Below are 13,987 nucleotides of genomic sequence, written 5' to 3'. Positions count from 1 at the left end.
GAACTTATGGCAAAGTTAGAATTATCACAACAAAAACTGAACTCTGTAAAAAAAGCAGAAGAGTACTACAATGCTTTACGTACAAATATACAACTGAGTGGAAATAACTTAAAGGTTATTGCTGTTACATCAGTTGACCCTAGCGAAGGAAAGTCTACAACAGCCACAAATGTTGCTTGGGCTTTTGCGCGTGCAGGCTACAAGACGCTATTGATTGATGCCGACATCCGAAACTCAGTCATGTCAGGAGTATTCAAGTCAAGAGAAAAAATTACTGGTTTGACAGATTATCTAGCTGGCACTCAGGATTTGTCAAATGGCCTTTGTGAGACAAACGTTGAAAATTTATTTATGATCCAGTCAGGAGCAGTTTCTCCAAATCCAACGGCTCTCCTTCAGAGTGATAAGTTTGGAAGTATGATCGAAACCTTGCACAAATATTTTGACTATATTATCGTCGATACGGCACCGATCGGAGTTGTAATTGATGCAGCCATTATCGTCCAAAAATGTGATGCATCTATTTTGGTCGCGGAAGCTGGTGTGGCAAAACGAAGAGAAATTCAAAAAGCTAAAAGTCAGTTAGAGCACACTGGGACACCATTTTTGGGTGTGATTTTGAATAAATTTGATGTTCAACGTGAAAGATATGGTTCTTATGGCTCTTACGGATCCTATGGAAAAAAATAAAATGAAGTTAGGGAGACCAGTATGGAAGGAAGGGGTTTCTACAATGTAACTCTAGCGTTCTTACAGAGTATACTTGTTAGTTTTTTAGCTTATGTACTGATTGCAATTTCAGAAACTGATATTGTTTTAGATACAGTATTTGTCCTTTTTTTCCTTCACTTTGCAGCCTTCTACATTAGTGGCTACGGTAAGGATTTTTTCAAACGAGGTCAGTATGTTGAACTAGTTGAAACGGTCAAATACATCCTCTTTTATGCCTTGTTGATTAGTTTTTCAAGTTTCTTCCTAAAAGAGAAATTTGTAATTTCTAGACGAGGAATGCTTTATCTGCTTTCCTTGTATGGTGTTTTAAATTATCTACTCAGTTTCTTTGTGAAGCGTTATTGGAAACCCTTTAACCATAATTTGAAGGGTAGTCGTAAGATTTTGTTGATCACAGCAACATCACGTACTGAAAAGGTACTGGACCGATTATTAACAGCTAACGATGTGCAAGGGAAACTGGTCGCTGTATCTGTTTTAGATAAGCCAGAATTCACTCATGAAAAGATCCTTGTTGTGCCAAGCGAGGAATTGCTTACTTATACAACGCATGAAGTAGTTGATGAAGTCTTTGTCAATCTTCCTAGTGAGGACTACGACATTGGAGCTATTATTTCTCAGTTTGAAACAATGGGGATCGATGTAACAGTCAACCTTAACGCTTTCGATAAAAACCTAGGTCGCAATAAACAGATTCACGAAATGGCTGGCTTGAATGTAGTAACCTTTTCTACGAATTTTTACAAGCCTAGTCATGTCATTGCTAAGCGCGTTATTGATATTTGTGGAGCTATCGTTGGGCTTATCATCTGTGGTATTATCAGCATAGTTTTAGTTCCTATGATTCGTAAAGATGGGGGACCTGCAATCTTTTCCCAGACTCGTATCGGGAAAAACGGTCGTCACTTTACCTTCTATAAGTTCCGTTCAATGCGTATTGATGCAGAAGCGATCAAGGAACAATTGATGGATCAAAATACGATGCAAGGTGGTATGTTTAAGATCGATAACGATCCTCGAGTGACAAAGATTGGACAATTTATCCGAAAAACTAGCTTGGATGAATTGCCACAATTTTGGAATGTTTTGATTGGCGACATGAGTCTAGTCGGTACGCGCCCACCAACTCTAGATGAGTACGAAAAATACACACCTGAACAAAAACGTCGTCTCAGCTTCAAACCTGGTATTACAGGTTTGTGGCAAATTAGTGGTCGAAGTGAAATTACAAACTTTGATGAAGTCGTGAAACTGGATGTGGCTTATATCGATGATTGGACCATCTGGAAAGATTTCGAAATATTGTTAAAAACTGTAAAAGTTGTGTTGATGAGAGATGGAGCGAAGTAATTTTACCTATGCTCCTGTCTATAAATTAGGAGTAACATGAAAAAAACTGTCTATATTGTAGGGTCAAAAGGGATTCCTGCTAAGTATGGGGGATTCGAAACCTTTGTTGAAAAATTAACAGCCTTTCAACAAGATAAGAATATTCAATATTATGTAGCTTGTATGCGTGAAAACTCTGCAAAGTCAGGGATTACTGAGGATGTTTTTGAACATAACGGTGCTATCTGTTATAACATCGATGTACCTAATATTGGTCCAGCCCGAGCCATAGCATATGATATCATTGCAATTAACAGAGCGATTGAAATTGCTAAAGAGAATAAGGATGAAGCTCCTATCTTCTATATTTTAGCTTGTCGCATTGGACCATTTATCCATGGAATCAAGAAAAAAATTCAAGCAATAGGTGGGACTCTTCTGGTTAATCCGGATGGTCATGAGTGGTTGCGAGCTAAGTGGAGTGCTCCTGTTCGTCGCTACTGGAAAATTTCTGAAGGTCTTATGGTCAAACATGCAGATCTTTTAGTGTGTGATAGTAAGAATATTGAAAAATATATTCAAGAAGATTATAAACAGTATCAACCTAAGACAACCTATATCGCTTATGGGACAGATACAACACGCTCTACATTAAAAAGTAGTGATGAAAAAGTACGTACTTGGTTCAAAGAGAAGAATGTTTCTGAAAACGAGTATTACCTAGTTGTAGGACGTTTTGTACCAGAAAACAACTATGAATCTATGATTCGTGGGTTTTTAGCATCTAATTCTAAGAAGGACTTTGTCCTAATCACAAATGTAGAACAGAATAAATTTTATAATCAGCTATTAGCAAGTACTGGATTTGATAAAGATCCACGAGTGAAATTTGTTGGAACAGTCTACGATCAAGAACTTCTGAAGTATATTCGAGAAAACGCCTATGCTTACTTCCATGGACATGAAGTTGGAGGAACCAATCCTTCGCTACTTGAAGCTTTGGAATCAACAAAGTTGAACCTACTACTCGATGTTGGTTTTAACCGAGAAGTTGGTGAGGATAGTGCCATTTATTGGAAAAAAGACGAACTATCACAAGTGATTGAGGAAGTTGAACAATTTGATGAAAAGATGATTGATGAGTTAGATAGACAATCAAATCAGAGAATTGCAGATGCTTTCACTTGGGAAAAGATTGTTACAGACTATGAGAATTTATTTAAAATATGAAAATATTACATTATACTTTAGGATTTCAACCCCAGCGAACAGGTGGTTTGGTTAAATATGCTGAGGATTTAATGCTAGAGCAAATTGCTCAAGGTTATCAAGTAGCTGCCCTATATCCTGGAAATATTAGGTTGCTTTCAAAAAAAGTAGGAATAAAGAAGGTATCATCAAGACAGTTTGAGTGTTATGAACTGCTTAATAGCTTACCTCTAGCTTTATTTGGAGGGATATCCAATCCAACTGCTTTCCTGACATCTTGTGATAAAAATGTTTATCGTACTTTTTTAGAAGAAGTACAACCTGACATTATACATATTCATTCGTTTATGGGATTGCATAAAGAATTCCTCGAAATTGCTAAAAACTTGAATATTAAAGTGGTTTTTACGAGTCATGATTATTATGGATTAGCACCCGTACCTCATTTCTATTTTAATGGGGTGGATTATAGTGATAAAAATACAAACTTAACATGGAATATTATGTCTTCCAATGCTTTAAGTGTAAAAAAACTAAGACTTTTTCAGGTTTCATTTTATCCTACTATTCGTAAACTTTTGAAACTATTAGGGAAAAATCCAAAGTCTAAAAAGAATTTAGTTATTCGAGATGTTATTGAGGAGCAAGATTATAGTGAGCTTCGACACTATTATAATGAGATGTTCCATTTGATAGATGGTTATTTGTTTAATAGTAGTCTAGCAAAGAATGTATATGAGATAAATGAGATTCAACCAGCTAATAGTATAGTATTAGCTATAACAAATAGTTCAATTAAACAGCATCAGAGATTAACAACTACAAATGATAAAATTAGAGTTGCTTATATTGGTCCAGATGAAGAATATAAAGGATATTTTGATTTTATTGAATTCGCTGAAATTTTAGACCTAGAGTCATATGAAGTAGCAACTTATGGACATTTACCGAATGAAGAGTGTCCGTCATTCATTGAACAAAAAGGATATTTTACCAAGGAAACGATCGATAGTGTCTATGAAAACATTGATATTCTTATTGTTCCAAGTAAGTGGAAGGAAACATTTGGATTGATAACAATAGAAGCATTATCCTATGGGGTAAATGTTTTTGTGAGTGAAAATGTTGGATCAAAAGACTTACTTCCAGAAATACATGTTTTTAAAAATCAGAATGACTTAGTAGTTAAAGTTTTTAAAAATGAAATAGAAAATACAAAATTAAAAACTATAGATGAACACTCAATAGAAGTGATTCAGTATTATGAAAGAGTGATAAATGAAAGTTGAGAGTTTAATAAACAAGATTACTGGAAAAACAGTAGACATTCATCCTGATGTACCCTTATCGTATATACTACAAAGAGGCATGAACTATGGTTTTGGACTCTTTCGTGGATTTGTACGTGGAATCGGATTTGGTCAAAAAGGGAAGCGTTTGTTCATTGGACAAGGAGTTTCTATCTTAGCAAAGCGTAAATTATTTGTTGGGAAAAATGTTCGAATTGGTAAAAACGTGTCTATAGATGCACTGTCGAAAGAAGGAATCCGTTTTGCAGATAATGTGAAGATTGGAGATTATTCTCAAATTATTGGCACAGGTTCTATAAAAAATATGGGGATTGGCTTGAAAGTTGGTAAGAACTCATCTTTTTCAGAATATAGTTTATTTGGTTCTGCTGGAGGTATCACAATTGGTGATAATGTTATCGCAGGTCAGAATGTTCGTTTTCATGCTGAAAATCATAATTATAGTGATTTAAATAAACTCATTGTTGAACAAGGTGTATCTCGAAAGGGAATATCAGTAGGACATAATTGTTGGATTGGTGCTGGAGCTGTTTTTTTGGATGGATCCAGCATCGGTTCAGGTTGTGTTGTAGCTGCAAATTCTGTAATTACGAAAAACTTTCCAGATAACGTTATTGTTGCTGGAGTACCAGCTAAAATTATAAAAATGATAGGATGTTAAATGGGGAAAGAAATTAAAGCTGCTTATGCGATATTAAATTATAATACTTGGGAAGATACTGCGAGTTTAGCACAGAAAGTTGCAACATTTCAGCATATTCAATCTGTGATAATAGTGGATAATTTATCAACAGATGATTCATACCCGTATTTAAAAAGACTTGAGGGAGAGAAAATTTCAGTTTATCAAACACAAAGAAATGGTGGATATTCTGTTGGGAATAATGTTGCAGCACGAATAGCTTATAATATGGGAGTTGATATTCTTTTCATTTCAAATCCAGACGTTGATATTGATGAAAAAGATTCCTTGATGATTGCACAAAATTTGTATAAAAATAGTTCATATGCACTTCTATCAGGTATAGAATATAATGCCATGAAGGAGATAGATTTGCCAATTGTTTGGCATGAAAATTCTTATTACGATGACTTACTTGATTGTCTGTTTTTAACCAGAAAATTGCGAAGAAAAAAAGAAGATATCAATTTGTCAATGATTAAATCATCCATAATAGATGTAGATCTTGTTAAAGGATCGTTTTTTGCTGTAAGACTGTCTGATTTTCATGATGTTGGTTATTTTGATGAATCTGTATTTCTTTTTTGTGAAGAGAGAATATTAGCTAAAAAGTTACAAAGAGCAAATAAAAAAATAGGTATTTTGCCTGAAGCGAAATATTACCACAATCATTCAACTTCTATAAATGAGAGATATAAAAAGAAAAAAGAACAGATAGTTTTACTATATAATGCTCGTTATTACTATAATGTGACGTATCAAAATATTAGCTTTTTGAAAAAAATTTTCCTAAAACTATTCATGTTTTTATCTACCATTGAATATTCGATACTAGATTATGTTAGACGAAAGGGATAGTTTTTTATGGTTATTAACTTTAGTAAATATAATTGGATTTTAATTTTAATCTTATCGAGCTCAGAACTTTTTTCTAAAGAAACAAATCTTTTTTTATTACTATTTATTCTACTATACTATGTTTTAGTTCGTGGAGGGAGACTACCTATTTCAATTCCAGGAGCGAAATATTATTTTACTTTATTAATAGTGGGGCTGTTTATAGGTATTGTGAATGTAATAATTAACGAAAATACAGTATTTAATTTTGTAAAGCACTTTATTTATTACTTATTACCTCTATTTTTTTGGCAGTTTGGATATATTCTGTCAAATAAAGAGAATTTATCTTGCAAGCCAAAAAATATTAAGGAATCAATTGTTATAACAGCATTTCTATTATCTTCTTATGATTTAATAGGATCAATCATTAGTTTCTTATCTAGGACTAAGGAAATTGTTGATTTATATAGTTTACGGTCAGAATTTGGTCGAGGTTCCTATGTACCAATTATTGCACTGTATTTAGTTCTTTTTTATTCTAGAGAAATAAAGTTGAGCAAAAATTTTAAGAGATTTTTGGTACTATTGTTTACAATCTCGATTTTGATACATTTTTCTAGGACACATTTTATTATTTTATTAATTCTAGTATTTTTTTCAGGATTTGAAAAAAATATGAAAAATATTAAAAAAATAATATTTGCAGGAACATTGATATTAGCAGGTGTAGGTGTTTTATATTTATATTTTCCAAATTTAGTCATAGATTTTTATAATAAAACATCTCAATCAATGACGGAAATCACGTTTTCTAAATCGTCATGGTCCCATAAAGATATCATATGGAATTGGCGTGGATATGAAATGTACTCTGCCTTAAATCATTTCAAATCTTCAAGTTTTTTTGAGCAAATTTTAGGAGGAGGATTTGGAACAGTTTTATACATGGGAGAATATGCGTATTTGGTAAGTGATTTACCGTATCTTCTTTTTTTACATAATGGATATTTCACTACTTTACTTGTTTTTGGTGTTAGTGGGGTCATACTATTCGTTTTATGGGTGCTTAGTTTATTTGGTTATAGCAAGTATATTAATAATACCCAAGATTCTAATTTTATAAAAGGTCTTGCTGTGGTTATATTATTTACCACATATTTTGTAAATGGTCCTCTTTTTTCTGTTTCACAGGCTACCTTCTTGCTTTATTTTGCACTTTTTAGTAATAATCATGGAGAATTAGATGAAGATTTTAAAAAGAATTAAATTTATGTTAATGCTGCTTTATACCTCAACTTTTCCAAGATGTGAGAAAATACTGATTTTTGGATCATGGTTGGGTGAAAAATATGCAGATAATCCAAGATATTTGTTTGAGTATGTGATTAAGAATCGTCCCGATTTAAAAGCTATATGGATTACGAGTAATCAAGATGTTTTTAAAGAATTACAGAAGAAACAATATCCTGTGATGATGGCAGATGAGAGTGAAACTCATAAAATTATAAAGAAAGCTAAATATATTTTTACAGCTACAGGTATTTTTGATATCGGAGTAGAAAATAGTAGGTTGATTGGTGGTGCTTTTTTAATTAACCTTTGGCATGGCATTCCTTTGAAAAAAATCATGTATGATGATAAACATTCAGCACTTCACAACCGTAGTAAACTAGTGACTTTGGTAGAAAAAATTCCTCTTCGAAACTATTTTGTTATTTCCACTAGTACTGCAATAACTCAAATTTATCAGTCGGCTTTTCGCGTAAAGAAATCTCATATATTAGAACTTGGTCAGCCTAGAAATGACTATTTTTATGATAAGTCTTATCCAGCAAGTTCACTAATACAAGAATTAAAAAGTAAAAATATTATCTTATATATGCCGACGCATCGCAATGAAGGAAAGAAACAAATTAATCTAGATAATTTAATGGATTTAAATCGATTAAATAAATGGTGTGAAGAAACAAATTCAATTTTTGTAATAAAAAAACACTTCTATCATTCAAAAGAAAAAACACTTGAGAAAGAATATTCATCAATAATTGATGTGACAAATGAGAAGGTCGATGCTCAAGAATTACTCAAATATTCAAAGATCTTAATAACTGACTACTCGAGCTGCTATATTGACTACTTATTGTTGAATCGTCCAATTATATTTTTTAATTATGATTATGATGATTATTTGAGGATGGATCGTTCGCTATATTTTCCATATGAGAAGGTTACTCCAGGGGAGAAATGTCAAAACTTTGATGAATTATTAGTGACTTTGCAAAATCTATATGTAGGAAAAGATGATTATAGGGAACAGCGTGAAAATATTAAAACTTTCTTTTATTCTAGTGAAACTCAGAAGTCAGTTTCTGAAAAAATCATTAATCACGTACTAAATCTATAACTTTATTGGAATCTGTAATGAAAAAAATATTAAATAAGTATTATTCTTTATCTAATCCTGTAAAAGCTTCAATTTGGTTTACTATTTGCAATGTTCTTCAAAAAGGAATTTCAATGATTACTGTTCCAGTTTTTACTAGATTATTGACAACGGAACAATATGGTGTATACTCTGTATATCAATCATGGTATTCAATAATTGGAGTTTTTGCAACACTAAACCTATATTATGGAGTTTTTAATAATGGAATGGTTAAATACGAGAAAGATAAAAACGCCTTTACTTCCTCTATGCAGGGACTAACAACAACAGTTACAGCTATATTTTTAGTGATATATTTAATAGGGATTGATTTTTGGAACTCGTTGTTAGGTTTACCTACGCTACTAATCTTAGTGATGTTCTTTGATTTGTTTTTTACTCCTGCTTATTCTTTTTGGGCTGCGCGTCAGAGATTTGAATATCAATATCGAAACTTAGTATTTATCACATTTATTATAGTGATTGGAAGCCCTATTATTGGTATTTCTTCAGTTGTTTTATCGACTTATAAAGCGGAGGCTAGAGTTATCTCATTTGTGTTAGTTCAATCTTGTATAGGATTATATTTCTATGTTTTGAACCTTTACCGAGGTAAATATTTTTTTTGTAAAAAATATTGGCTCTATGCTTTGAATTTTAATTTACCTCTTATTCCTCATTATTTATCGCAATCAGTTTTAAACCAATCGGATAGAATAATGATTAATTCAATGGTAGGAATGGGAGAAGCAGCTATTTATAGTGTTGCTTACAGCATATCAACTTTGATGGTTTTAGTGACAAGTGCTATAAACAGCTCTTTTATTCCTTACACATATAAGTGTATTCGAGATAAGAAATATACTGAACTAGGGAAAAGTGCAAATCTTTTAATTACTCTGGTAGGCATTGGTTCGATTTTAACTATTTCTCTTGGACCAGAAATCATTCAATTATTTGCACCAAAACAATATTACGAAGCAATATGGATTATTCCTCCAGTTGCTCTTTCAGTTTATTTCATGTTCTTATATCCCATTTTTGGTAACATTGAGTTTTACTTTGAAGCAAATCATTTTGTAATGTGGGCTTCAATAGGTGGAGCAATTATGAATATTTTTTTGAATTTTATTTTTATAAAACACTTTGGCTATATTGCGGCAGGCTATACAACTTTATTCTGTTATATTTTATTTGCGTTGGGACATTACATTTTTATGAGAAGAGTATTGTATCAGAATCTTTCGGGTATCCAAATTTATGATTCTCGATATATTTTCTTTTTTTCGTTTCTTCTTCTGATTCTAATGCTACTAATCGTGATTATTTATCCATTTGTGTTGATTCGTTATATTGCTATCTCACTCATCCTAGGAGGATGTTTTTTAAAGAGGAGAAAGATAATGAGTTCGATAGTCATGATAAAAAAACAGTGAGGTACACGCATGACAGAAATAAATAAACAGTTACATGAAACATTAATCGAAATTTTAGACTTTGTAAAAGAAATTTGTGAAAAACATGAATTAACTTATTTTTTGGTCTATGGTACGGCACTCGGTGCAAAACGCCATTGTGGATTTATTCCGTGGGATGACGATGTTGATATTGCGTTGCCACGAGATCACTATAATATATTGATCGACATAATTTCTAAAACGGAACAATCTATATTTAGTCTTCAAAATGAAGAGAACGAGCCGAACTATTTTTTACCATTTGCTAAATTAAGAAAAAATAATACGATTTTTATTGAAAAGATTCTTGATGTTGAATATGAGAATAACGGTATTTACATTGATATTTTTCCACTAGATTTCGTAGAGAATCCGGACTCTTTCAATTTTAAGATCAGGAAAGCTACCTTTAATTATATAAAGCATATTTTAAAATTTTCAAGTTGCAGAAGTTTTTATAAAAATAAATACAGTAGCGTGCGTTATTTGATGGAAAATATTATGAGTATTCCTACCCTGTTTTTTTCAAATAGGAGATTACTATTCTTAGCGAATAATTTAATTTCATCAACGAATAAAGCTGATTTTATTGGTCAATATGATGAAAGTAGCGAAAGAGCTATCATGCCTTCAAGCTATTATTTCCCGCCTAGATCCGCTGTGTTTGAAGGAAAGACTTATAGTGTTCCTGCGAAATTAGAAGATTATTTAAAATATTTTTATGGTTCGGATTATATGGAATTACCACCAATAGAAAAAAGAGTCACTCATCAACCAATAAAACTTAGATTCAAAAAATAATTGGGTATTCTGTAGAAGGAGAATATAATGAAAAGAGTAATTACATACGGAACGTTTGATTTGCTTCATTATGGACATATCAATTTATTGCGACGTGCAAAAGAATTAGGTGACTATCTAGTGGTAGTTGTTTCAAGTGATGAATTCAACCTAATTGAAAAAAATAAAGTTTGTTACTTTAATTATGAGCATAGAAAAAGTTTAGTCGAAGCTATTAGATATGTGGATCTTGTTATTCCTGAAACTAGTTGGGAACAAAAACGGAGTGATGTCAAAGAGTATCATATTGATACTTTTGTGATGGGGGATGATTGGATTGGAGAATTTGATTATCTAAAAGAAGAAGGAGTCGAAGTTGTTTACTTACCGCGGACCAAAGAAATTTCGACAACTAAAATAAAAAAAGATTTATCAGAGTAATATTCTGAAATAAGCATTGTTCTGTTATTGTTCTTGAATTGACTGCCTTATCTTAAAGTAGAGATGCTAAAATCGAGATAAAAGAGAAAAAATCATAGAACAATACCAATATAGTAAAAAATATTGTAATTTAATAACAAAGAAAGGTACCCTATTATGAAAGGTATTATTCTCGCAGGTGGCTCGGGGACACGTTTATATCCTTTGACTCGAGCTGCATCAAAACAACTGATGCCGGTTTATGATAAACCGATGATTTACTATCCACTTTCAACATTGATGTTGGCTGGGATTAGAGATATTTTGATTATTTCAACTCCACAAGATTTGACTCGTTTTAAAGATTTACTTCAAGATGGATCTGAGTTTGGGATTAAACTTTCTTACGCAGAGCAACCAAGTCCAGATGGTTTGGCACAAGCCTTTATCATTGGTGAAAAGTTTATTGGCGATGACAGCGTTGCTCTAATCTTAGGCGACAATATCTATCACGGGCCTGGCCTTTCTAAGATGTTACAAAAGGCAGCAGGTAAGGATTCGGGAGCAACTGTGTTTGGCTACCATGTTAAGGATCCAGAGCGCTTTGGTGTGGTTGAGTTTGACAAGGATATGAACGCTATTTCTATCGAAGAAAAACCAGAACACCCTCGTTCAAACTATGCAGTTACAGGCCTCTATTTCTACGATAATGATGTAGTGGAAATTGCTAAAAATATTAAACCAAGTCCTCGTGGTGAGTTGGAAATTACAGATGTAAACAAGGCTTATCTAGATCGTGGAGATTTGTCCGTTGAGGTTATGGGACGCGGCTTTGCTTGGTTGGATACTGGGACTCATGAAAGTTTACTAGAGGCTTCACAGTACATCGAAACAGTCCAACGGATGCAAAATGTTCAGGTAGCTAATTTGGAAGAAATTGCTTATCGCATGGGCTATATCAGTCGAGAAGATGTGTTGGCCTTAGCCCAACCGCTTAAGAAAAATGAATACGGACAGTATTTGCTCCGTTTGATAGGAGAAGCATAGATGACAGACAATTTTTTTGGTAAGACGCTTGCAGCACGTAAGGTTGATGCAATTCCAGGTATGCTAGAATTTGATATCCCCGTTCATGGTGATAATCGTGGCTGGTTTAAAGAAAATTTCCAAAAGGAAAAAATGCTCCCACTTGGTTTCCCAGAGTCTTTCTTTGTAGAAGGAAAATTGCAAAACAATGTATCTTTCTCACGCAAAAATGTCCTACGTGGTCTCCATGCAGAGCCTTGGGATAAGTACATCTCTGTAGCAGATGGTGGGAAAGTTCTGGGCTCTTGGGTTGATCTACGCGAGGGCGAAACCTTTGGGAATACTTATCAGACGGTTATTGATGCTAGCAAGGGAATCTTTGTTCCTCGAGGCGTGGCCAATGGCTTTCAAGTTCTATCAGATACAGTTTCTTACAGTTATCTGGTCAATGATTACTGGGCTCTTGAACTCAAACCCAAGTATGCCTTTGTGAACTACGCTGATCCAAGTCTTGGCATCGAATGGGAAAATCTTGCAGAAGCAGAAGTTTCAGAAGCAGATAAAAATCATCCACTACTTAAGGATGTAAAACCTTTGAAAAAAGAAGATTTGTAAAAAGGAAAGAATATGACTGAATACAAAAAAATTATCGTGACAGGAGGAGCTGGTTTTATCGGATCCAACTTTGTCCATTATGTTTACAAGAATTTTCCAGATGTTCACGTGACAGTCTTGGACAAGTTGACTTATGCTGGAAACCGCGCTAATATTGAGGAAATTTTAGGTGATCGTGTTGAGTTAGTTGTTGGTGACATTGCTGATGCAGAGTTGGTAGACAAGTTGGCAGCTCAAGCCGACGCTATCGTTCACTATGCGGCGGAAAGTCATAATGACAATTCACTGAGTGATCCATCACCATTTATCCATACCAACTTCATCGGAACCTATACTCTTTTGGAAGCGGCTCGCAAATATGATATTCGTTTCCACCATGTGTCTACAGACGAAGTTTATGGTGATCTTCCTCTACGTGAGGATTTGCCAGGTCATGGTGAAGGACCAGGTGAGAAATTTACTGCTGAAACCAAATACAACCCAAGCTCTCCGTACTCATCAACTAAGGCAGCTTCAGACTTGATTGTGAAAGCTTGGGTACGTTCTTTTGGAGTCAAGGCAACGATTTCTAACTGTTCAAACAACTACGGTCCTTATCAACACATTGAAAAATTTATCCCACGTCAGATTACCAACATCCTAAGTGGCATAAAGCCAAAACTGTATGGTGAAGGTAAGAACGTTCGCGACTGGATTCACACCAATGACCATTCTTCAGGTGTATGGACAATCTTGACAAAAGGTCAAATTGGTGAAACCTACTTGATTGGTGCTGATGGTGAAAAGAACAACAAGGAAGTTTTGGAACTAATCCTTAAGGAAATGGGACAACCTGCCGATGCCTATGATCATGTGACTGACCGTGCTGGACATGACCTTCGTTATGCGATTGACGCAAGCAAGCTCCGTGATGAGTTGGGCTGGAAACCAGAATTTACTAACTTTGAACAAGGTCTCAAAGAAACCATTCAATGGTACAAAGATAACCAAGACTGGTGGCAAGGAGAAAAAGAAGCTGTTGAAGCCAACTACGCTCAAACACAAGAGGTTCTTGAAAAATAAAAGGCGCTGGGACAGAAATCGATAGACAAAATCTCGATTTCCTAGTCCCAGCCCCGCGAAGATGATTAGGAGTTTTTGAAGTCTAAAAGTCAAACAAAAA

The 13,987-nt window shown here is 33.8% G+C and carries 14 protein-coding genes; all 14 read left to right on the top strand.

Annotation, left to right across the window (positions count from 1 at the left end; all coding sequences use genetic code 11):
• Positions 1-6 precede the first annotated feature (6 nt).
• The 14 genes from AXE83_RS08750 to rfbB all read left to right on the top strand — a co-directional run bounded on the left by AXE83_RS08750 (position 7) and on the right by rfbB (position 13,887).
• Positions 7-690 (top strand): tyrosine-protein kinase, encoded by a 684-nt coding sequence (locus tag AXE83_RS08750; protein ID WP_060956160.1) that lies wholly within the window; start codon positions 7-9, stop codon positions 688-690.
• Positions 691-711: 21 nt separating this feature from the next.
• Positions 712-2,082: a sugar transferase gene (locus tag AXE83_RS08745; RefSeq protein WP_060956159.1), complete on the top strand. Its 1,371-nt coding sequence runs from the start codon at positions 712-714 to the stop codon at positions 2,080-2,082.
• A 36-nt stretch (positions 2,083-2,118) separates the two neighbouring features.
• Positions 2,119-3,291 carry a beta 1-4 rhamnosyltransferase Cps2T gene (gene cps2T, locus AXE83_RS08740; RefSeq protein WP_060956158.1) on the top strand — a complete coding sequence of 391 codons (1,173 nt, stop codon included), beginning with the start codon at positions 2,119-2,121 and terminating at the stop codon, positions 3,289-3,291.
• Positions 3,288-4,559: a glycosyltransferase family 4 protein gene (locus AXE83_RS08735; RefSeq protein ID WP_060956157.1), complete on the top strand. Its 1,272-nt coding sequence runs from the start codon at positions 3,288-3,290 to the stop codon at positions 4,557-4,559. The genes cps2T and AXE83_RS08735 overlap by 4 nt, the downstream gene beginning before the upstream one ends.
• Entirely contained in the window at positions 4,549-5,241 is a 693-nt protein-coding gene (locus AXE83_RS08730; protein ID WP_060956156.1) for an acyltransferase, read from the top strand. Before AXE83_RS08735 ends, AXE83_RS08730 begins: the two co-directional genes overlap by 11 nt.
• The gene (locus AXE83_RS08725; protein WP_060956155.1) at positions 5,242-6,120 is read left to right on the top strand and encodes a glycosyltransferase family 2 protein; all 879 of its coding nucleotides are present in this window, start codon (positions 5,242-5,244) and stop codon (positions 6,118-6,120) included.
• Between the two features lie 6 nt (positions 6,121-6,126).
• Positions 6,127-7,368, top strand: a complete 1,242-nt coding sequence (locus AXE83_RS08720) for an O-antigen ligase family protein (RefSeq protein ID WP_060956154.1) — start codon at positions 6,127-6,129, stop codon at positions 7,366-7,368.
• Positions 7,346-8,506 (top strand): CDP-glycerol glycerophosphotransferase family protein, encoded by a 1,161-nt coding sequence (locus tag AXE83_RS08715; protein ID WP_060956153.1) that lies wholly within the window; start codon positions 7,346-7,348, stop codon positions 8,504-8,506. Before AXE83_RS08720 ends, AXE83_RS08715 begins: the two co-directional genes overlap by 23 nt.
• Before the next feature lie 17 nt (positions 8,507-8,523).
• Positions 8,524-9,963: a lipopolysaccharide biosynthesis protein gene (locus AXE83_RS08710; protein ID WP_083501010.1), complete on the top strand. Its 1,440-nt coding sequence runs from the start codon at positions 8,524-8,526 to the stop codon at positions 9,961-9,963.
• Between the two features lie 9 nt (positions 9,964-9,972).
• Positions 9,973-10,785, top strand: a complete 813-nt coding sequence (locus AXE83_RS08705; protein WP_060956151.1) for a LicD family protein — start codon at positions 9,973-9,975, stop codon at positions 10,783-10,785.
• A gap of 27 nt (positions 10,786-10,812) precedes the next feature.
• Positions 10,813-11,205, top strand: a complete 393-nt coding sequence (tagD, locus tag AXE83_RS08700) for a glycerol-3-phosphate cytidylyltransferase (RefSeq protein WP_060956150.1) — start codon at positions 10,813-10,815, stop codon at positions 11,203-11,205.
• Positions 11,206-11,361: 156 nt separating this feature from the next.
• Entirely contained in the window at positions 11,362-12,231 is an 870-nt protein-coding gene (rfbA, locus tag AXE83_RS08695) for a glucose-1-phosphate thymidylyltransferase RfbA (RefSeq protein WP_060956149.1), read from the top strand.
• A complete protein-coding gene (locus tag AXE83_RS08690; RefSeq protein WP_060956148.1) occupies positions 12,232-12,825 on the top strand; it encodes a dTDP-4-dehydrorhamnose 3,5-epimerase family protein in 594 nt (197 codons plus the stop codon).
• A gap of 12 nt (positions 12,826-12,837) precedes the next feature.
• Complete coding sequence (gene rfbB, locus AXE83_RS08685; RefSeq protein ID WP_060956147.1) at positions 12,838-13,887, top strand: dTDP-glucose 4,6-dehydratase; 1,050 nt, start codon at positions 12,838-12,840, stop codon at positions 13,885-13,887.
• Positions 13,888-13,987: the final 100 nt, after the last annotated feature.

This window comes from Streptococcus sp. oral taxon 431, assembly GCF_001553685.1.
In the GTDB taxonomy this organism is placed as follows: Bacteria; Bacillota; Bacilli; order Lactobacillales; family Streptococcaceae; genus Streptococcus.
Note: the sequence above shows the minus strand (reverse complement) of the source record. Positions and strands in the feature narration are given on the sequence as shown.

Coding starts and splice junctions, on each gene's coding strand:
- AXE83_RS08750 (WP_060956160.1), top strand. CDS start 7: ATGGCAAAGTTAGAATTATCACAACAAAAACTGAACTCTGTAAAAAAA.
- AXE83_RS08745 (WP_060956159.1), top strand. CDS start 712: ATGGAAGGAAGGGGTTTCTACAATGTAACTCTAGCGTTCTTACAGAGT.
- cps2T (WP_060956158.1), top strand. CDS start 2,119: ATGAAAAAAACTGTCTATATTGTAGGGTCAAAAGGGATTCCTGCTAAG.
- AXE83_RS08735 (WP_060956157.1), top strand. CDS start 3,288: ATGAAAATATTACATTATACTTTAGGATTTCAACCCCAGCGAACAGGT.
- AXE83_RS08730 (WP_060956156.1), top strand. CDS start 4,549: ATGAAAGTTGAGAGTTTAATAAACAAGATTACTGGAAAAACAGTAGAC.
- AXE83_RS08725 (WP_060956155.1), top strand. CDS start 5,242: ATGGGGAAAGAAATTAAAGCTGCTTATGCGATATTAAATTATAATACT.
- AXE83_RS08720 (WP_060956154.1), top strand. CDS start 6,127: ATGGTTATTAACTTTAGTAAATATAATTGGATTTTAATTTTAATCTTA.
- AXE83_RS08715 (WP_060956153.1), top strand. CDS start 7,346: ATGAAGATTTTAAAAAGAATTAAATTTATGTTAATGCTGCTTTATACC.
- AXE83_RS08710 (WP_083501010.1), top strand. CDS start 8,524: ATGAAAAAAATATTAAATAAGTATTATTCTTTATCTAATCCTGTAAAA.
- AXE83_RS08705 (WP_060956151.1), top strand. CDS start 9,973: ATGACAGAAATAAATAAACAGTTACATGAAACATTAATCGAAATTTTA.
- tagD (WP_060956150.1), top strand. CDS start 10,813: ATGAAAAGAGTAATTACATACGGAACGTTTGATTTGCTTCATTATGGA.
- rfbA (WP_060956149.1), top strand. CDS start 11,362: ATGAAAGGTATTATTCTCGCAGGTGGCTCGGGGACACGTTTATATCCT.
- AXE83_RS08690 (WP_060956148.1), top strand. CDS start 12,232: ATGACAGACAATTTTTTTGGTAAGACGCTTGCAGCACGTAAGGTTGAT.
- rfbB (WP_060956147.1), top strand. CDS start 12,838: ATGACTGAATACAAAAAAATTATCGTGACAGGAGGAGCTGGTTTTATC.